17 protein-coding genes are annotated in these 18,237 nt (G+C 61.8%); 8 read left to right on the top strand and 9 right to left on the bottom strand.

Features of this window, described 5'->3' with window-relative positions:
- Positions 1 to 27: 27 nt before the first annotated feature.
- From ssuB to ACF8O8_RS10175, 7 genes are all read right to left on the bottom strand, one after another.
- Complete coding sequence (gene ssuB / locus ACF8O8_RS10145) at positions 28 to 840, bottom strand: aliphatic sulfonates ABC transporter ATP-binding protein (RefSeq protein ID WP_010951617.1); 813 nt, start codon at positions 838 to 840, stop codon at positions 28 to 30.
- Entirely contained in the window at positions 837 to 1,634 is a 798-nt protein-coding gene (ssuC, locus tag ACF8O8_RS10150) for an aliphatic sulfonate ABC transporter permease SsuC (RefSeq protein WP_010951616.1), read from the bottom strand. The genes ssuB and ssuC overlap by 4 nt, the downstream gene beginning before the upstream one ends.
- 10 nt (positions 1,635 to 1,644) lie before the next feature.
- On the bottom strand, positions 1,645 to 2,793 hold the full coding sequence (ssuD, locus tag ACF8O8_RS10155; protein ID WP_003255833.1) for an FMNH2-dependent alkanesulfonate monooxygenase: 1,149 nt from the start codon (positions 2,791 to 2,793) through the stop codon (positions 1,645 to 1,647).
- 59 nt (positions 2,794 to 2,852) lie between these two features.
- Positions 2,853 to 3,818: a sulfonate ABC transporter substrate-binding protein gene (locus ACF8O8_RS10160; RefSeq protein WP_004576375.1), complete on the bottom strand. Its 966-nt coding sequence runs from the start codon at positions 3,816 to 3,818 to the stop codon at positions 2,853 to 2,855.
- A gap of 85 nt (positions 3,819 to 3,903) precedes the next feature.
- Positions 3,904 to 4,497, bottom strand: a complete 594-nt coding sequence (gene ssuE / locus ACF8O8_RS10165; protein ID WP_003255835.1) for an NADPH-dependent FMN reductase — start codon at positions 4,495 to 4,497, stop codon at positions 3,904 to 3,906.
- 219 nt (positions 4,498 to 4,716) lie between these two features.
- Positions 4,717 to 5,355, bottom strand: coding sequence for a peroxiredoxin (locus tag ACF8O8_RS10170; RefSeq protein ID WP_003255836.1), 639 nt, complete (start codon positions 5,353 to 5,355; stop codon positions 4,717 to 4,719).
- A 165-nt stretch (positions 5,356 to 5,520) separates the two neighbouring features.
- A complete protein-coding gene (locus ACF8O8_RS10175; protein ID WP_392509621.1) occupies positions 5,521 to 6,855 on the bottom strand; it encodes an OprD family porin in 1,335 nt (444 codons plus the stop codon).
- 474 nt (positions 6,856 to 7,329) lie between these two features.
- Here ACF8O8_RS10175 and tauA point away from each other — a divergent pair, with 474 nt between their 5' ends.
- The 4 genes from tauA to tauD are packed head-to-tail and all read left to right on the top strand — an operon-like array spanning position 7,330 to position 10,821.
- The gene (tauA, locus tag ACF8O8_RS10180) at positions 7,330 to 8,301 is read left to right on the top strand and encodes a taurine ABC transporter substrate-binding protein (RefSeq protein WP_020191047.1); all 972 of its coding nucleotides are present in this window, start codon (positions 7,330 to 7,332) and stop codon (positions 8,299 to 8,301) included.
- 13 nt (positions 8,302 to 8,314) lie between these two features.
- Entirely contained in the window at positions 8,315 to 9,103 is a 789-nt protein-coding gene (gene tauB, locus ACF8O8_RS10185) for a taurine ABC transporter ATP-binding subunit (protein ID WP_392509622.1), read from the top strand.
- Complete coding sequence (tauC, locus tag ACF8O8_RS10190) at positions 9,100 to 9,939, top strand: taurine ABC transporter permease TauC (protein ID WP_392509623.1); 840 nt, start codon at positions 9,100 to 9,102, stop codon at positions 9,937 to 9,939. The genes tauB and tauC overlap by 4 nt, the downstream gene beginning before the upstream one ends.
- 48 nt (positions 9,940 to 9,987) lie before the next feature.
- A complete protein-coding gene (gene tauD / locus ACF8O8_RS10195) occupies positions 9,988 to 10,821 on the top strand; it encodes a taurine dioxygenase (protein WP_392509624.1) in 834 nt (277 codons plus the stop codon).
- 123 nt (positions 10,822 to 10,944) lie between these two features.
- Here the strand turns inward: tauD and betT are convergent, their stop codons facing one another.
- Together betT and epsC are read right to left on the bottom strand one after the other, a co-directional pair.
- On the bottom strand, positions 10,945 to 12,906 hold the full coding sequence (betT, locus tag ACF8O8_RS10200; RefSeq protein WP_010951610.1) for a choline transporter BetT: 1,962 nt from the start codon (positions 12,904 to 12,906) through the stop codon (positions 10,945 to 10,947).
- Positions 12,907 to 13,218: 312 nt separating this feature from the next.
- A complete protein-coding gene (gene epsC / locus ACF8O8_RS10205; RefSeq protein ID WP_003255846.1) occupies positions 13,219 to 14,151 on the bottom strand; it encodes a serine O-acetyltransferase EpsC in 933 nt (310 codons plus the stop codon).
- Between the two features lie 309 nt (positions 14,152 to 14,460).
- Between epsC and tcyJ the strand changes: the two genes are divergently transcribed.
- From tcyJ to ACF8O8_RS10225, 4 genes are all read left to right on the top strand, one after another.
- On the top strand, positions 14,461 to 15,255 hold the full coding sequence (gene tcyJ, locus ACF8O8_RS10210) for a cystine ABC transporter substrate-binding protein (protein WP_014589324.1): 795 nt from the start codon (positions 14,461 to 14,463) through the stop codon (positions 15,253 to 15,255).
- Positions 15,252 to 15,920, top strand: coding sequence for a cystine ABC transporter permease (gene tcyL, locus ACF8O8_RS10215; RefSeq protein ID WP_003255849.1), 669 nt, complete (start codon positions 15,252 to 15,254; stop codon positions 15,918 to 15,920). The genes tcyJ and tcyL overlap by 4 nt, the downstream gene beginning before the upstream one ends.
- 2 nt (positions 15,921 to 15,922) lie before the next feature.
- A complete protein-coding gene (gene tcyN, locus ACF8O8_RS10220) occupies positions 15,923 to 16,681 on the top strand; it encodes an L-cystine ABC transporter ATP-binding protein TcyN (protein ID WP_010951607.1) in 759 nt (252 codons plus the stop codon).
- A 314-nt stretch (positions 16,682 to 16,995) separates the two neighbouring features.
- Positions 16,996 to 18,237 (top strand): SfnB family sulfur acquisition oxidoreductase, encoded by a 1,242-nt coding sequence (locus ACF8O8_RS10225; RefSeq protein ID WP_392509625.1) that lies wholly within the window; start codon positions 16,996 to 16,998, stop codon positions 18,235 to 18,237.

The raw sequence follows: 18,237 nt of genomic DNA on the forward strand, positions 1-18,237 counted from the left end.
GGTTTGTTTCCTTTTGGCTTCTGGGATTCAATGCGCCCAGCGCAGTTGCGTGGGCAGAGGGGCTACAGGATCCGGCTCGGGCGCAGTGCCCGGGGTGGACAGAACACGGTTGAGCACTTCGCTTTCCAGCGCGGCCAGACGGTGCGAACCACGCGCCCGGGGCCGTGCCAGGTCAACAGTGAGGTCGAGCCCGACCTCGCCGTCCTCGATCAGGATCACCCGGTCAGCCACGGCAACCGCCTCGCTGACGTCGTGGGTGACCAGCAGTACAGTGAAGCCGTGCTGACGCCACAGGCGTTCGATCAGTTGCTGCATCTCGATACGGGTCAACGCATCCAGCGCCCCCAGCGGCTCGTCCAGCAGCAGCAGGCGGGGCTGGTGAATCAAGGCTCGGGCCAAAGCCACGCGCTGCTTCTGGCCTCCCGAGAGCGCTGCCGGCCATTCGTTGGCGCGGTCGGCCAGGCCAACCGCATCCAAGGCCTCCAGCGCACGCGGGCGCCAGTCGCCAGACAGCCCAAGGCCAACGTTGTCGATCACCTTCTTCCACGGCAGCAGCCGCGCGTCCTGGAACATCAAGCGGGTTTCTTCACGGGCCTCCTCCAGCGGCGCGGCACCGGCCAGCAGCTGCCCGGCGGTGGGCTGGTCCAGCCCGGCCAGCAGCCGCAGCAAAGTGCTCTTGCCGCAGCCGCTGCGGCCGACAATGGCCACGAACTGGCCGGCCGGAATGTGCAGGTCGATACCCTTCAGAACTTCGCGTTGACCAAAAGTCTTGCGCAGGCCCTTGGAGGCCAGCGGGGTGCCACGCAGCAGGCGTGGTGGCTGTTCCTTGAGCACGGTCATGCGCCCTCCTTCCTGGCAACTTGATAGGCCGGGTGCCAGCGCAACCACACGCGCTCCAGGCCTCGGGCCGCAAGGTCGGCAATCTTGCCGAGCACGGCATACAGGACGATGGCCAGCACTACCACGTCGGTCTGAAGAAATTCGCGAGCATTCATTGCCAGGTAACCGATGCCGGCGTTGGCCGAAATGGTTTCGGCAACAATCAGGGTCAGCCACATGAAGCCAAGGGCGAAACGCACACCCACCAGGATCGAAGGCAGCGCCCCCGGCAGGATCACCTGGCGGAACAGGCCGAAGCCGGACAAGCCGTAACTGCGCGCCATTTCCACCAACGCTGGGTCGACGTTACGGATGCCGTGGTAGGTATTCAGGTAGATCGGGAATAACGTGCCCAGCGCGACCAGAAAGATCTTTGCCGATTCGTCGATACCGAACCACAGGATCACCAACGGGATCAGCGCGAGGTGGGGCACGTTGCGGATCATCTGTACCGAGCTGTCGAGCAGGCGTTCGCCCCAGTTCGACAGGCCAGTGATGAAGCCCAGTACCAGGCCGATGCTGCCGCCGATGACAAAGCCCAGGCCTGCACGCCAGCCGCTGATGGCCAGGTGGGTCCAGATTTCGCCGCTGCGCACCAGCTCGACGCCAGCGCTTACCACTGCGCTAGGTGCCGGCAGGATACGCGTCGACAGCCAGCCAGCGCTGACGGCCAGTTGCCATATTGCCAACAGCAGCACCGGCAGCGCCCACGGCGCCAGGCGCTGGGTCAGGTTGGAGGAAGTTGCACGACTCATGGCCAGGCCCTCAGCTCTGCGACACAGATTTGGGCAGGATGTCGTTGGCCACCATCTCGCCGAACGGGCTTACATAACCTCCGGCTTTCGGCTGCTCTGGGCGCTGCACATCCAGGTGCGGGAACAGCAGCTCCGCCACGCGGTAAGACTCTTCCAGGTGTGGATAACCCGAGAAGATGAAGGTATCGATGCCCAGGTCGGCATATTCCTTGACGCGTGCTGCCACGGTAGGGCCGTCGCCCACCAGCGCGGTACCCGCGCCGCCCCGTACCAGGCCAACACCTGCCCACAGGTTGGGGCTGACTTCCAGGTTGTCGCGGTTGCCGCCGTGCAGGGCGGCCATGCGTTGCTGGCCCACCGAGTCGAAACGCGCCAGTGAGGCCTGGGCGCGGGAGATGGTGTCATCGTCCAGGTGCGAGATCAGGCGCTCGGCGGCGGCCCAAGCCTCTTCGTTGGTTTCCCGCACGATCACGTGCAGGCGGATACCGAAGCGTACTTCGCGCCCTTGAGCAGCCGCTTTTTCGCGCACCTGTGCGATCTTCTCGGCAACGGCTGCCGGTGGCTCGCCCCAGGTCAGGTACAGCTCGACCTGTTCGGCCGCCAGGTCCTGGGCGGCCTCGGACGAGCCGCCGAAATACAGCGGTGGGCGTGGTTGCTGAATCGGTGGGTAGAGCAGCTTGGCGCCCTTTACCTGGATGTGCTTACCGTCGTAATCGACGTTTTCGCCTTCCAGCACCTTGCGCCAGATACGGGTGAACTCGACCGAAGCTTCGTAGCGCTCCTGGTGATTCAGGTGCAGGCCATCACCCGCCAGCTCGTCCGGATCACCACCGGTCACCAGGTTGAATAGCGCACGGCCATTGGACAAGCGATCGAGGGTGGCCGCCTGGCGTGCTGCCACGGTCGGCGAAATGATGCCCGGGCGCAGGGCTACAAGGAACTTCAGGCGCTGGGTCACGGGGATCAGCGACGCGGCCACCAGCCAGGAGTCCTCGCAGGAACGCCCGGTCGGGATCAGCACCCCACCAAAACCAAGGCGGTCAGCAGCCTGCGCGATCTGCTGCAGGTAACCGTGGTCGACCGCACGTGCGCCTTCGGAAGTGCCCAGGTACTTGCCGTCACCGTGGGTGGGGAGGAACCAGAAAATGTTAAGGCTCATTGGAGTCGTCTCCTCAAGGGTGGCTCTAGCCGGAGCGGCGCCCCGGCACTGGCAGTCAATCAAGGCGCGCTAGCGACTTTGGCAGGGGGTGTCCAGATCACGTCCTTGATGCTCAGCGGCTTGGGTATCAGCTTGAGCGCCTGGAAGGTGTCGGCGATCTTCTGCTGCGCGGCCACCACGTCCGGGGTCAGCGGCGCAGCGCCGTAGCCTTGGCGTTTGACAGAGGTCAGGGTGATGCCGGCAGGCAGGCCGAGCAGCGGGGCAACCTGGTCGGTCACCTCCTGCGGGTTGGCCTGGGACCATTCACCCACGGCGCGCACTTCCTCGATCACGGTGTTGATCACCGCTGGGTGCTGTGTCGCATAGTTGCGGGTGGCGAGGTAGAACTGGTGGTTGTCGACCAGGCCCTTGCCGTCACGCAGGGTGCGCGCTTGCAGCTGCTGCTCGGCGGCGGCCTGGTAAGGGTCCCAGATCACCCAGGCATCCACGCTGCCGCGCTCGAAGGCGGCGCGGGCGTCGGCCGGCGGCAGGTAGACAGGCTGGATGTCGCTGTACTTGAGGCCGGCGTCTTCCAGGGCGCGGACCAGCAGGTAGTGCACGTTGGAGCCTTTGTTGAGGACGACCTTTTTACCCTTGAGGTCCTTCACCGACTGGATCGGCGAGCCCTTGGGCACCAGGATAGCTTCGCTGTGCGGCGCTGGCGGCTCGTAGGCCACGTAGAGCAGGTCGGCGCCGGCGGCCTGAGCGAACACAGGCGGGGTCTCGCCGGTGACACCAAAATCGATGGAACCGACGTTCAGCCCTTCAAGCAGCTGCGGGCCGCCGGGGAATTCGGTCCATTGCACCTGTACACCCTGCTCGGCCAGGCGCTTCTCCAGCGTGCCCTTGGCCTTGAGCAGCACCAAGGTGCCGTATTTCTGGTAACCGATACGCAGGCTCTCGGCCTGGGCTTGGGTAATGGCGCCGAAGGACACAGCCGCCGCAAACAGGGCGACCAGACCACGACGCAAGAAGACTGTGCGCATGGCGCTCTCCTGTGCGAATGGGGTTCGGGTTGCACCTGCTTGCCTCGTTAACGGGCGAGTAAGGTGGTGACGCGGGTAAAGCCGTTCAGATGCTCCAGCGAGCGCTGATCAGACGTTCGTTCAGTACGCCGGGGGCCACGGGGCGCGGCCGACGGGCCAGGGCAACGTGGAAGGTTTCCAGCGAGTCGTGCAGGCGTTCTTCCAGCGCCTGTACCAACTGCGCGGGCTTTGTGCCTTCTGCGTAAGCCACCTGGCTGTCGTCGGCAAAGATCCCTTGCAGGGTCTCTTGTGCCTTGAGTGCCGACAGCACCGGCTTCAATGCGTAATCCACCGCCAGCATGTGGGCGATGCTGCCGCCAGTGGCGATGGGCAACACGATCTTGTGGGCCAGGGCGCGCTCGGGCAGCAGGTCAAGCAAGGTTTTCAGGGCACCGGAAAACGAAGCCTTGTACACCGGGGTGGAGACGATCAGGCCATCAGCCTGGGCCACCAGCTGTTGAAAGTGTTGCACATGCGGGCTGTCGAAACGGGCATGCAGCAGGTCTTCGGCGGGAAAGTCACGCACCTGGAACGTCACCACTTCAACGCCGCGATCCTGCAGCCACTGGCGCGAACGCTCGAGCAGCACGCCGGAGCGTGAACGGAGACTTGGGCTACCACCGATTGAGACGACCAGCATTGCTGCGCTTCCTTGTGTTCTGTTGGAGGTGACATTAACAGCTGCTACATATATCTAGAAATCATATTTTTTCATTTGTTTATTCCATTATCGTCTTTATCCACGAGGGCCTCTTCGCGGGCGCGCCCGCTCCCACAGGTTTTTTGCAGGCATAAAAAAGGGCCGTCGAAACGGCCCGAAAATCCCTGCTTGGCTAAGAGCAATGCAACGAGGAATCCATTAACGATTGGGTTGAGGGGTCAGGCGCAGATAGGGTTTGACCGCCCGGTAACCTTTGGGGAAGCGCTGCTTGATCTCCTCCTCATCTTTGAGTGAAGGCACGATCACCACTTCGTCGCCGTCCTGCCAGTTACCGGGTGTGGCGACCTTGTGGTTGTCGGTCAGCTGCAGCGAGTCGATCACCCGCAGAATTTCGTTGAAGTTGCGCCCGGTACTGGCCGGGTAGGTAATGGTCAGGCGCACCTTTTTATTCGGGTCGATGATGAACAGCGAGCGCACGGTCAGGGTGTCGCTGGCGTTCGGGTGGATCAGGTCGTAAAGGTCGGACACCTTGCGGTCAGCGTCAGCAATGATCGGGAAGTTGACCACGGTATTCTGTGTTTCGTTGATGTCATCGATCCACTTGTGATGCGAGTCGACCGGGTCCACCGACAGGGCGATGGCCTTGACCCCGCGCTTGGCAAACTCGTCCTTCAGCTTGGCGGTCAGGCCCAACTCGGTGGTGCACACCGGGGTGAAGTCGGCCGGGTGGGAGAACAACACCCCCCAGCTGTTGCCCAGCCACTCGTGGAAGCGGATCTTGCCTTCGCTGGAATCCTGTTCGAAATCGGGGGCGATATCGCCGAGTTTGAGGCTCATGGGCTGCGGCTCCTGGGCTGGGTTCTGTACCGTATGGGTTCAATGTGCCTGCAATCGATTAAAAACAAAAAGAATAAATAACAATTTATTTATAACCAAAATACATATGAATCTGCAGGCACAAAAAAGCCTCGCATCAGGCGAGGCTTCTTGTTCGGCTACCGCTTACAGGAAATTGTAAGTGTAGTTCACGATGAAGCGAGTCTGGTCTTTGTCCAGGGCGCTTTCGCCGCTACCACGGTAGACACCTTGACGCAGGCTGAAGCCCAGGCCTTTGAGAGTGCCTTCCTGAAGGGTGTAGTCGACGCGTGCGTCACGCTCCCATTCGTTGTAGCTGCCGTCACCCGACCTGTTGCGAACATCGTCACCACGCAGGTAGGACACCGAAGCCTTCAGGCCTGGAACACCCAGAGCCGCAAAGTCATAGGAGTACTGACCAAAGGTCGTATTCTCACCGGCGCGGGCAAACTGGTTGATCATGCTATCGGTGAACAGGTAGAAGCTCGCGCCGCCGTTACCTTCCAGAGAGGAAGTGGAGCCGTCTTTACGGACGCTACCTTGGTTCAGCCAGACGAAACCACCATCATCACCCACTTGCTGGTGACCGAGCATCAACGCGTGGCCACCCAGGGTGTAGGTGAACATGGCGCTCCAGGTCTTGTTGTCGACCTCGCCCGAGTTCTTCGCGTAGCCACCGTTGTTGTCGAAGGCATAGCCAGTCTGGCCATTCTTGCCGTCGCTGCTGCTGTCGAAGTAGCGCAGGTCAGTCTTGAACGACTGATTGTCGGCAATCTTGAATACGTGGGTCGCACCCAGGAAGTGCTGCTTGTAGAAGTCTTCCAGGTTCGAGTAGTAGTACTGCAGGGTCAGGTCTGGGGTGAGCTTGTAATCACCACCGGCGAACTGGAACTTGTTGCTGTCGCGGAAGGCGCCGGAAACGGAGAGACCGGTACGGTTGCTCGAAGCACGACCCATGGCGTGGGTCAGTTGACCCGCGTTTATGGTCAGGTTGTCGATTTCCTTCGACTGGAGGGTGCCACCCTCGAAGGTCTGCGGAAGCAGACGACCATCGTTGGAGACCAGGATCGGCAGCATAGGCGCCAGGGCGCTACCGTAGTGGACCTCGGTTTTGGAGAAGCGAGCCTTGGCGTTACCACCAATGCGTGCCCAGTCGTGGACTGCCGAACCATCGGAGTCACTCGGGAAGAACGTGTTGTTGGCATCTGGACGGCTACCACGGCCACCATCCAGGTGAATGCCCCACAGCGCTTGAACATCAACACCAAAGCCTACGGTGCCTTGAGTGAAGCCAGACAGGTAGTCGAGCTTGAAACCCTGACCACTTTCTTTCTGGTCAATACCGCTTTCGCGGTTGTCATCGTTGAAGTACATGGTGCGCGAGCTGAGCGACAGCTTGCTGTCCTCAACGAAACCGGCAGCGCCTGCTTGTTGGGCGAGAACCCCCAGTGCCACGGCCAGAGCCAGGCTGGACTTGTACATGTTTTGCTCCTCTACGTTCTAATTTTTGTGTATCTCTGGCGGAGGGGTCTGATGCCCCGCTCACCGGGATGGGCGATTTAGTCCCAAAGCGTGACCGTTAAGTCAATCGTTTCTAAACGTTTCGCGACTTTGGTCTAAGACGCCACCTGCGCTACAGGATAATGACAATCCTATAAATCCAAAATGACTGTTTTATGAATTTATAAGACTTTTAAGGAATATATTAGAAACCTTTACTGCCATCCGTTGTAGCAGAGAAGATTTTAATACCTTTTGGTTATTTGCAAACGTTTGCTCATAACCTAATGCCAAATCGTTCTATAGGGTCTTGCAGGCACCTCTGGCTTCGTCACGGGTCATGGCTTTAAAGCGTTTGGCTCCTAAGCTAATGCAAAAAAGTTATTTATTTTAATTTTCTTAGATCATTTAGCCTTCTCGTTATCCAACACGACTTGCCTGACGAGAGGTTCAACCATGATCCCGCACGCTCCGCTGCGCCTGTTCGCCGCCCTGACCCTCGCCAGCACCAGCTGGTTGGCCCAGGCAGCCGACCTGACAGTGGCCTACCAGACCACTGTCGACCCGGCCAAAGTGGCGCAGGTCGATGGCGACTACGAAAAAGCCAGCAAGGCCAGCATCGACTGGCGCAAGTTCGACAACGGCGCAGACGTGATCACTGCGGTGGCCAGCGGCGACGTGCAGATCGGCTACCTGGGTTCCAGCCCGCTGGCCGCTGCCGCCACCCGCAAGCTGCCGGTTGAAACCTTCCTCATCGCCACCCAGATTGGCGCGGGTGAAGCGTTGGTGGCCCGTGACAGCATCAAGTCGCCGCAAGACCTGATCGGCAAGAAGGTCGCCGTCCCGTTCGTATCCACCGGCCATTACAGCCTGCTGGCCGCACTGAAAAGCTGGAATATCGACCCTTCCAAGGTACAGATTCTCAACCTGGCGCCGCCGGCCATCATTGCCGCCTGGAAGCGCGGCGACATCGATGCGACCTACGTGTGGGACCCGGCCCTGGGCGTGGCCAAGGAAAACGGCAAGGTACTGATTACCTCCGGTGAACTGGCCCAGAAAGGCGCGCCTACCTTCGATGCCTGGATCGTGCGCAAGGACTTCGCCGAGAAACACCCTGATGTGGTCAAGGCCTTTGCCAAAGTCACCCTCGATGCCTACGCCGACTACCGCAAGGACCCAAAAGCCTGGCTGGCCGACAAGGGCAACGTAGACAAGCTGGTGAAGCTGTCCGGTGCCAAGGCCAGCGACATCCCGGTGCTGCTGGAGGGCAACGTCTACCCGCTGGCCGCTGACCAGGCCCACGCCCTGGGCGCGCCGACCACCCAGGCGCTGACGGACACCGCCAACTTCCTCAAGCAGCAAGGCAAAGTCGAAGCAGTGCTGCCGGACTACTCACCGTACGTCAGCGCCAAGTTCCTTCCAAACTGATCCGGAGCCCGTCATGGCCTTGCTCGAGCTGGAGCGCATCAGCGCACAGTACCCAGGCGCCAGCACCCCGGTGCTGGCCGATATCAACCTGAGCCTGGGGCCACGCCAACTGCTGGTGGCCCTGGGGCCTTCCGGCAGCGGCAAGACCTCACTGCTCAACCTTATCGCCGGCTTCGTCGCCCCCAGTGGCGGTCACATCACGCTCGATGGTGTGCCGGTGCAAGGCCCCGGTGCAGAACGCGGCGTGGTGTTCCAGGACGATGCCCTGCTGCCATGGCAGAACGTGCTGGGCAATGTCGCCTTCGGCCTCGAACTGGCCGGCGTACCCCGCGCCCAGCGTGAGGCCAAGGCCTGCGAAATGCTCACCCTGGTCGACCTCGATGGCTTCGGCGAACGGCGTATCTGGCAATTGTCCGGTGGCCAGAAGCAGCGCGTGGGCCTTGCCCGGGCGCTGGCGGCTGACCCTCGGGTATTGCTGATGGATGAACCGTTCGGTGCCCTCGATGCCTTCACACGTGAGCAGATGCAAGAGCTGCTATTGCAAGTTTGGCAACGCACCGCCAAGCCGGTGTTCCTGATTACCCACGACATCGAAGAAGCGGTGTTCCTCGCCAGCGAACTGGTACTGCTGGCGCCCAACCCGGGACGCGTAGTGGAACGCCTGCAGCTGAACTTCGGCCAGCGCTATGCCGCTGGCGAATCGGCCCGGGCCATCAAGTCCGATCCAGCCTTCATCGAAACCCGCGAGCATGTGCTGGCGCGGGTGTTTTCCCAACGCCAAAGCCTGCAGGAGCGCGCATGAGCAGCCTGGACCTGCCGGTCGCCGGCAAACACGACGCCCAAACCCGGCCAGCCGCCACGCTACGCCGCCCGCTGTCCACCCGCTGGATCAGCACCCTGACCCTGGCCAGCCTGCTACTGGTCTGGTGGCTGGTGACGGCCGCCGGCTGGGTAGAGCCCCTGTTCCTGCCCTCGCCTGGCGACATCCTGACCAAGGCATGGACCTTGCTGACCCAAGGCTACATGGATGCCAGCCTGTGGCAGCACCTGGGCGCAAGCCTGGGCCGCATCGGCCTGGCGCTGGTGGCTGCGACCCTGACCGCAATACCAGTCGGCATCGCCATCGGCTACAACCGCGTGGCCCGCGGCATTCTCGACCCGCTGATCGAGTTCTACCGGCCCATCCCGCCGCTGGCCTACCTGCCACTGATCGTCATCTGGTGCGGTATCGGCGAGCTGTCGAAAGTGCTGCTGATCTACCTGGCAATCTTCGCCCCCATCGCCATTGCCACAGCCACCGGTGTGCGCACGGTAGACCCGGCCAAGCTGCGGGCGGCGCAGTCGCTGGGCGCAACCAAGGCCCAACTGATCCGCCACGTCATTTTGCCCAGTGCTTTGCCTGACATCCTTACCGGCATCCGCATTGGCCTGGGGGTCGGCTGGTCGACCCTGGTGGCCGCCGAACTGATCGCCGCCACCAGCGGCCTGGGCTTCATGGTGCAGTCGGCGGCGCAGTTTCTGGTCACTGACGTGGTGGTGCTGGGCATCCTGCTGATCGCCCTGATCGCCTTCGCTCTGGAAATGAGCCTGCGTGCCCTGCAACGCAAGCTGGTGCCCTGGCATGGGCAGATTCACTGAACTCCATTGTCCACGCCAGCACACTGGCGCCCGATTGAAGAGACCGACATGAGCCTGACCATCACTCCCCTAAGCCCAGCACTCGGCGCCCAGATCAGCGGCGTGGACATCAGCCGCGATATTAGCGCAGAAGAGCGCGATGCCATCGAACAGGCACTGCTCCAGCACCAGGTGCTGTTCCTCCGTGACCAGCCGATCAACCCGGAACAGCAGGCGCGCTTTGCCGCACGCTTCGGCGACCTGCACATCCACCCGATTTACCCCAACGTGCCAGACACCCCACAGGTGCTGGTGCTCGACACGGCGGTTACCGATGTGCGCGACAACGCCGTGTGGCACACCGACGTGACCTTTTTGCCGACCCCGGCACTGGGCGCGGTACTCAGCGCCAAGCAATTGCCTGCTTACGGTGGTGATACCCTTTGGGCCAGCGGCATTGCGGCCTTCGAGGCCTTGTCGGCGCCGCTGCGTGAAATGCTGGACGGGCTGACCGCTACCCACGACTTCACCAAGTCGTTCCCGCTGGAGCGCTTTGGCACCACGCCGCAAGACCTGGCGCGCTGGGAGGCTACCCGGCGCAACAACCCGCCGCTGTCGCACCCGGTGGTGCGCACGCATCCAGTGAGCGGGCGCAAGGCGTTGTTCGTCAATGAAGGGTTCACTACACGCATCAATGAACTGAGCGAACTGGAAAGCGATGCGCTGCTGAGGCTGCTGTTCGCCCATGCGACGCGACCGGAGTTCAGCATTCGCTGGCGTTGGCAGGAGAATGACGTGGCGTTCTGGGACAACCGCGTAACCCAGCATTTTGCGGTGGATGATTACTGGCCGAACCGGCGGGTGATGCACCGGGCAACCATCCTTGGGGATGCACCTTTCTAGCGGTTGCCTGTCTGGCCTCTTCGCGGGCTTGCCCGCTCCCACAGGTACACACAGGTTTCGAAACCGGTGCCGTGCCTGTGGGAGCGGGCAAGCCCGCGAAGAGGCCAGGACAGGAGAGCTTGGTCAGCGGACCAGGTGCAGGTACTGCATGTGCCGCTCATACTGGTCGAGGATGTCGTTGATGATCTGCTCCTTGCTGTAGCCCACCAGGTCATAATTCTGGCTGCCTTCGCTCAGGTGCACCTCCGCCCGGTAATAGCGGCGGTTCTTCAACTCCTGCGTACCCAGCCCCCCCAAGGCGAACGATGGTGTGAAATAGCCACGCATCTGCACCTGGTAAATGAACGGCTGTTCCTCGCCATGGCCAATCTTCAGGCTGACGTTGTCATGGCTAGGGTCGTCCTGGGTAATCAGTACCAGGCCTTTCTGCTCGAACACTTCACGCACATCGGCAATCGCCGGGCGCACCACATCATCCATGAAGCGGTACACCTCATCACGCGACGGGAAGTGCACCGCCTGGCTCAGGCGCTGGCGCCAGCCGCCACGACCGCGACGTGACTGGGCGAACGGGGCCAGCGAGTGCATCTGCGCGATCTGCCGCTGCGACTCCAGGTAGAACGCCTTGTGCAGCCCCCACATCATGCACAGCAGAATGAGCGAGAACGGCAGCGACGTCAGCACCACTGCCGACTTCAGCGAATCGATGCTGCCAGCGAACAACAGCGCACTGGTGATCAGTGCAGTCATCGCCCCCCAAAAGATACGCAGCCAGTTCGGCCCGTCTTCATCAGCGTCACCGCCCTTGGCCGACAAGGTCGACAGCACCACGGTGCCCGAGTCGGCCGAGGTGACGAAGAACACGAAGCTGATGAACACCGTGGTGGCGATCACTGCCTTGCTCCAGGGGTAGGTTTCCAGCAGCAGGTACAGGCTCATCGATGGGTTGTCCAACGCCGACTGACCCAGTGCGGTCATGCCGTGGTTGATCACCTGGTCCAGGGCGCTGTTGCCGAAGATCGACATCCACGCCAGGGTGAAGCCCAGCGGAATCAGCAGCACGCCAAAGACGAACTCGCGGATGGTACGGCCACGGGAGATGCGGGCGATGAACAGGCCCACGAACGGCGCCCAGGCAATCCACCAGGCCCAGTAGAACACGGTCCAGCCGCCCAGCCAGCCACGGTTTTCACCATAGGCATACACGTCGAAGCTCTTGCGCGGCAACGCACCCAGGTAGTCGCCCAGGTTCTGGATCAGCGTGTTGAACAGGTGCTGGGTAGGCCCGGCGAACAGCACGAACAGCAGCAGCGCACAGGCCAGGAACAGGTTGATGTCGCTCATCACCCGCACCCCCTTCTCCACCCCGGCCACGGCTACGGCCACAGCCGCGCCCATCATCAGGGTGATGAGGATCACCTGCACCCACTGGCTGTGGCTGATACCGAACAGGTAGTCCAGACCGGCGTTCAGATGCAGCACCCCAAAGCCCATGTCGGCGCCCAGGCCGAACACCGTGGCGATGATGCCGAAGCCATCCACCGCATAACCGATCGGGCCGTTGATGCGCTTGCCAATCAGCGGGTACAGCGCCGAACGCAGGGCCAGCGGCAGGTTGTGCCGGTAGGCGAAATAGGCCAATGCCATGCCGACGAAGGCGAACACCCCCCAGCCATGCAGGCCCCAGTGCAGGAACAGGATCTGCATCGCCTGGCGCCCGGCCTCGACCGTGCCGGCTTCGCCTTGCGGCGGTTGCAGCATGTGGGTCAGCGGTTCGGAGACACAGAAGAAGAACAGCGTGATGCTGATGCCGGCGGCGAACAGCATGCCGGCCCACGACAGGTAGCTGAACTCGGGTTCGTCGTGGTCGGCACCGAGTTTGATCTTGCCGTAGCCAGACAAGGCGGTGACCACCACGAAGACCAGGTACAGCGTCATCGCCAGCATGTAGTACCAGCCGACCGTGTTGGCCGCCCAGTTCTGCGCTGCCAGCAACCAGTCACCTGCGGCTTGCGGGTTGGAGATGACTACCAGGCCAAAGATGAGGATGAAACTCGCCGCAAAGTAGAACACCGGGGGGTTCATGCGGATCTTGCCATTGGCAAGGGAAGGGTTTGGTGCACTCATAGGGCGTGCACCTCGTCGAATGACGTGAGGTTCGGAATGAACGGGTTCAGCAAAGGAATCCTCCTGTTGAACACCGGCAGCGGACCAGCGTTTTTTCATTGAACAAGCGTTCAAGTTAAACATGGATCGGATTTCAATGCGAATTGGGGCGCTGATTGGTGTCGTCCTGCTCCGGCCTTTTCGCGGGTTAGCCCTCCCCTACATTGGTATGTTCTTTGTAGGAGCGGGCTTGCCCGCGAAGAGGCCAGCACAGGAAATTGCAATGCGGGATCAGTTCTTGTCCTGGCAATCCAGCTGCAGGTTGGCCTGAGTAATGTTGCTTTCAGCCGGCACACTGCGAGTCAGCCACACATTACCGCCAATGGTCGAACCCTTGCCGATGGTAATACGCCCCAGCACCGTGGCCCCGGCATAGATCACCACATCGTCCTCGACGATCGGGTGGCGTGGCAGGCCTTTATGCAGCGTACCCGACTCATCGCTGGGGAAACGCTTGGCGCCCAGGGTCACCGCCTGGTAGATGCGCACGCGCTCGCCGATGATCGCGGTTTCACCAATCACCACACCCGTACCGTGATCGATGAAGAAGCTCGGGCCGATCTGCGCCCCGGGGTGAATGTCGATACCGGTGGCCGAATGCGCCAGCTCCGAACTGATGCGCGCCAGCAGCGGCAGCCCAGCCTTGTACAGGTGGTGCGCCAGCCGGTGGTGGATAATCGCCAGGATGCCCGGGTAGCACAGCAGCACTTCATCGACGCTGCGTGCCGCCGGGTCGCCGTGGTAGGCGGCCAGCACATCGGTGTCGAGCAGAACGCGCAGTTCCGGCAGCGCAGCTGCAAAGCCCTGGATCAGGCTCAGCGCACGGGCGTCGACGCCCGCCAGCTCAGCCTTGCTCTGCCGTGCTGCGTAGCGAAGTTCAAGACGAGCCTGGGCCAGCAAGGCGGTCAGCGCGGCATCCAGGGTATGGCCGACGTAGAAGTCTTCACTTTCTTCGCGCAGGTCGACTGGCCCCAGGCGCATGGGGAACAGCGCCCCGCACAGTTGCTCCAGAATCTGCCGCATCGCTTCGCGCGACGGCAGCTCACGCCCGCCCTGCTCGCCAATACTGCGGCCATTGCGGGTGCGCCATTGCTCACGGGCTCCGCGCAGGCCAGTGACAATGCTCTGCAACTGCCAATGCGCGGATGAAGGTTGTTCGCTCACGGTGTTCTCCTGCCGTATAGGCCATCTGATTTTGTTGCCAGGCCCGCGAAAGGGCCTAACCTGCCTGCATGCAATCCACTTTACGGCAAATCCGAGGCTTGGAAAAAACAACGCTTTATTCCATCCTGCGCTAAGTCAGGCATAAGCCGCGATGACGGAGTGGGTATCGTCGCCTACCCTCAAAGCAGCCAGCACCTGGCAAAAATCAAAAAAGGGAATATTAAAGTGATTTTTTAGTATTTCCCGGCCTAATCAGCCAACCCTATAGTCGCCACCTCACTACCTAGACAACAAGCGCGGGGCTCTGCCATGTCGAAATTCGCCAAACCGCTACTCAACGCCAGCCTGGCCCTCCTGCTGGGTGCCGGCCTGCTCAGTCAGGCTTTCGCCGGCGAGCAATTGAAGACCATCCAGGAAAAAGGCGTCATCAACGTCGGCCTCGAGGGCACCTACCCGCCATTCAGCTTCCAGGACGAAAACGGCAAACTGACCGGCTTCGAAGTGGAGCTGTCCGAGCTGCTGGCCAAGGAGCTGGGGGTCAAGGCCAAGATCCAGCCGACCAAGTGGGACGGCATCCTCGCCGCGCTGGAATCCAAACGCCTGGATGTAGTGGTCAATCAGGTGACCATTTCCGAGGAGCGCAAGAAAAAGTACGACTTCTCCGAGCCCTACACTGTCTCCGGCATCCAGGCACTGATCCTGAAGAAGAAAGCCGAGCAGCTGAACATCAAGGGCGCACAGGACCTGGCCGGCAAAAAGGTCGGCGTAGGCCTTGGCACCAACTACGAGCAGTGGGTGAAAAAGGACGTGCCGCAAGCCGATGTGCGCACCTATGAAGATGACCCAAGCAAGTTCGCTGACCTGCGCAACGGCCGCATCGACGCCATCCTGATCGACCGCCTGGCCGCGCTGGAATACGCGCAGAAAGCCAAGGACACCCAACTTGCCGGCGATGCCTTCTCGCGCCTGGAAAGCGGCGTGGCCATGCGCAAAGGTGAGCCGGAACTGTTGGCAGCCATCAACAAGGCCATCGACAAGCTAAAAGCTGACGGCACGCTGGCCAAGCTGTCCGAGAAGTACTTCGGTGCCGATGTCACCAAATGATCGCTGAAAGCCTGCAACTCGTTGTCGACTCCGCGCCCTTCCTGCTGAAGGGCGCGGGTTATACGGTGCTGCTCAGTGTCGGCGGCATGTTCTTCGGTCTGGTGCTGGGCTTTGCCCTGGCGCTGATGCGGCTGTCGAAGATTCTGCCGCTGAACTGGCTGGCGCGGGTCTACGTGTCGTTCTTCCGCGGCACGCCGCTGCTGGTGCAGCTGTTCGTCATCTATTTCGGCATGCCGCAAATCGGCATCGAGCTCGACCCGATCCCCGCTTCGCTGATCGGCCTGTCGCTGAACATGGCGGCCTATATCTGCGAGATCCTGCGCGCAGCCATTTCCTCGATCGACCGGGGCCAGTGGGAAGCAGCCGCCAGCATCGGCATGACCCGCGTGCAAGCCATGCGCCGGGCGATCCTGCCACAGGCCTTGCGCACCGCGTTGCCACCGCTGGGCAACAGCTTCATCTCGCTGGTAAAGGACACCGCCCTGGCGGCGACCATCCAGGTGCCCGAGCTGTTCCGCCAAGCCCAGCTGATTACCGCGCGCACGTTCGAAGTGTTCACCATGTACGTGGCGGTCGCGGTCATCTACTGGGTGCTGTGCAGCATCCTTGCGCACTTCCAGAACCGCATGGAAGCGCGGGTCAACCAGCATGACCAGGAGCATTGAGCATGATTGAAGTCAAAGGCCTGACCAAGCGGTTCAAGGGCCAGACCGTGCTCAACGGTATCGACCTGACCGTGCAGCCCGGTGAAGTGGTGGCCATCATCGGCCCCAGTGGCTCGGGCAAAACCACCTTCCTGCGCTGCCTCAACCTGCTGGAAACCCCCGATGCCGGGCAGATCCAGATCGGCGCCATCAGTATCGATGCCAACCGCCCTTTGGGCGGGCAGCAGAGTGCGATTCGCCGTCTGCGCCAGCAGGCCGGGTTCGTGTTCCAGAACTTCAACCTGTTCCCCCACCGCACCGCCCTGGAGAACGTGATCGAGGGGCCGGTGATCGTCAAGAAGACGCCCCGCGAGCAGGCCATCGAGCTTGGCCGGCGCCTGCTGGCCAAAGTCGGCCTGGCGGGCAAGGAAGACGCCTACCCACGGCGCCTGTCCGGCGGCCAGCAGCAACGCGTGGCCATCGCCCGTGCCCTGGCCATGGAACCAGAGGTAATCCTGTTCGACGAACCGACCTCGGCGCTAGACCCGGAGCTGGTCGGTGAAGTGTTGGCGACCATCCGAGGCCTGGCCGAGGAAAAGCGCACCATGATCATCGTCACCCACGAGATGAGCTTTGCCCGGGACGTGGCGAACCGGGTGATCTTCTTCGACAAAGGCGTGATCGTGGAGCAAGGCGAGGCCAAGGCCCTGTTTGCAGCGCCGAAGGAAGAGCGTACGCGGCAGTTCTTGCGCAAGTTCCTCGGGACTGCGGCCTCCGAGTAAACCTGTTCCGGCCCCTTCGCGGGTAAACCCGCTCCTACAGTGCACAGATCTTGAGGCATGTGTGTAGGAGCGGGTTTACCCGCGAAGAGGCCGGCACCTCTGTAACCAATCCCCCTTCTATAAATATTCCAAAAAGTTAGTTCATAAAATTTTTATAAATCATTAGGGTATATATACCGGACCACCGGACCAGCACACGTCTGTCGCGATCAGCTGTAGCGACATAACTATTTTGTGAGGTCAGGAATGGTCAGGATCACAATCACCCCAGTGCGTAACGCCAGGGCATTGAGTGCAGCCAAGGAGCGGCACTGATGCCCAGCCAAGCCAACACCCAATTCCATAGCGATCTCGACAGCTCGCCCCCGCTGCTGCCGGCCAAGGTACTGCGCAACGACGCCGAAGCCCTGCAAGCGGCCCGCGAGCTGGCCGAGGTTGCCCGTGAGCAAGCTGCCCGACGCGACCAGCAACGCAAACTGCCCTGGGCCGAAATCGAACTGTTTACCCGCAGCGGTCTGGGCAGCATCACCGTACCCAAGGCCTACGGTGGCCCCGACGTATCGTTCGCAACCGTCGCAGAAGTGTTCCGCCTGATCAGCGCCGCCGACCCCGCCCTGGGGCAGATCCCGCAGAACCAGTTCGGCATGCTGCAACTGCTGCGTCTGACGGCCAGCGAGGCGCAGCAAGCGCTGATCTTCCGCAGCGTGCTCGACGGCTGGCGCATCGGCAATGCCGGGCCTGAACGTGGCACCAGGGATACCCTCACCCTCAAGGCCCGAATCACGCGCGCCGGCGACAGCTTCCGCATAAGTGGCGAGAAGTTCTACTCCACCGGTGCCTTGTTCGCCCATTGGGTGGCGGTAAAAGCCCTAGACGATGAAGGCCGCCAGCGCCTGGCATTCGTGCGCCGGGGAAGCCCGGGGTTGCGCATTGTCGATGACTGGTCCGGGTTCGGCCAGCGCACCACCGCCAGCGGTACCGTGCTGCTGGACCAGGTGCCGGTTGACGCGGAACTGGTGATCGACAACTGGCGCCAGCGCGATATCCCCAACATTCAGGGCGCCGCTTCGCAGCTGATCCAGGCGGCGATCGACGCCGGCATCGCCGAAGCGGCTATCGATGATGCGATCACGTTCGTGCGCGAAAAGTCCCGGCCGTGGATTGAAGCCAACGTCGACCGTGCCAGTGACGACCCTTATGTAATTGCCGACATCGGCCGCCTGAAACTCGAGCTGCACGCCGCCGAAGCGCTGCTGCGCAAAGCTGCTCGGGTACTCGACGAGGTCAATGCTGCGCCTATCGACGCAGCCAGCGCGGCACGGGCCTCGATTGCGGTGGCCGAGGCCAAGGTGCTGACCACCGAGATTGCCCTGCAGGCCAGCGAAAAGCTGTTCGAGCTGGCCGGCAGCCGCGCCACCCTTGCCGAGTTCAACCTCGACCGCCACTGGAGAAATGCCCGGGTGCACACCCTGCACGACCCGGTGCGCTGGAAGTACCACGCGGTGGGCGCTTACCACCTTAACGGCACCCTGCCTGCACGGCATTCCTGGATCTGA

The sequence above is a fragment of the Pseudomonas sp. TYF_14 genome, assembly GCF_043105275.1.
Classification (GTDB): domain Bacteria; phylum Pseudomonadota; class Gammaproteobacteria; order Pseudomonadales; family Pseudomonadaceae; genus Aquipseudomonas; species Aquipseudomonas alloputida.

Bases quoted from the DNA above. Each gene is read 5' to 3' on its own strand.
- ssuB (WP_010951617.1), bottom strand. From the start codon at position 840: ATGACCGTGCTCAAGGAACAGCCACCACGCCTGCTGCGTGGCACCCCG.
- ssuC (WP_010951616.1), bottom strand. From the start codon at position 1,634: ATGAGTCGTGCAACTTCCTCCAACCTGACCCAGCGCCTGGCGCCGTGG.
- ssuD (WP_003255833.1), bottom strand. From the start codon at position 2,793: ATGAGCCTTAACATTTTCTGGTTCCTCCCCACCCACGGTGACGGCAAG.
- ACF8O8_RS10160 (WP_004576375.1), bottom strand. From the start codon at position 3,818: ATGCGCACAGTCTTCTTGCGTCGTGGTCTGGTCGCCCTGTTTGCGGCG.
- ssuE (WP_003255835.1), bottom strand. From the start codon at position 4,497: ATGCTGGTCGTCTCAATCGGTGGTAGCCCAAGTCTCCGTTCACGCTCC.
- ACF8O8_RS10170 (WP_003255836.1), bottom strand. From the start codon at position 5,355: ATGAGCCTCAAACTCGGCGATATCGCCCCCGATTTCGAACAGGATTCC.
- ACF8O8_RS10175 (WP_392509621.1), bottom strand. From the start codon at position 6,855: ATGTACAAGTCCAGCCTGGCTCTGGCCGTGGCACTGGGGGTTCTCGCC.
- tauA (WP_020191047.1), top strand. From the start codon at position 7,330: ATGATCCCGCACGCTCCGCTGCGCCTGTTCGCCGCCCTGACCCTCGCC.
- tauB (WP_392509622.1), top strand. From the start codon at position 8,315: ATGGCCTTGCTCGAGCTGGAGCGCATCAGCGCACAGTACCCAGGCGCC.
- tauC (WP_392509623.1), top strand. From the start codon at position 9,100: ATGAGCAGCCTGGACCTGCCGGTCGCCGGCAAACACGACGCCCAAACC.
- tauD (WP_392509624.1), top strand. From the start codon at position 9,988: ATGAGCCTGACCATCACTCCCCTAAGCCCAGCACTCGGCGCCCAGATC.
- betT (WP_010951610.1), bottom strand. From the start codon at position 12,906: ATGAACCCCCCGGTGTTCTACTTTGCGGCGAGTTTCATCCTCATCTTT.
- tcyJ (WP_014589324.1), top strand. From the start codon at position 14,461: ATGTCGAAATTCGCCAAACCGCTACTCAACGCCAGCCTGGCCCTCCTG.
- tcyL (WP_003255849.1), top strand. From the start codon at position 15,252: ATGATCGCTGAAAGCCTGCAACTCGTTGTCGACTCCGCGCCCTTCCTG.
- tcyN (WP_010951607.1), top strand. From the start codon at position 15,923: ATGATTGAAGTCAAAGGCCTGACCAAGCGGTTCAAGGGCCAGACCGTG.
- ACF8O8_RS10225 (WP_392509625.1), top strand. From the start codon at position 16,996: ATGCCCAGCCAAGCCAACACCCAATTCCATAGCGATCTCGACAGCTCG.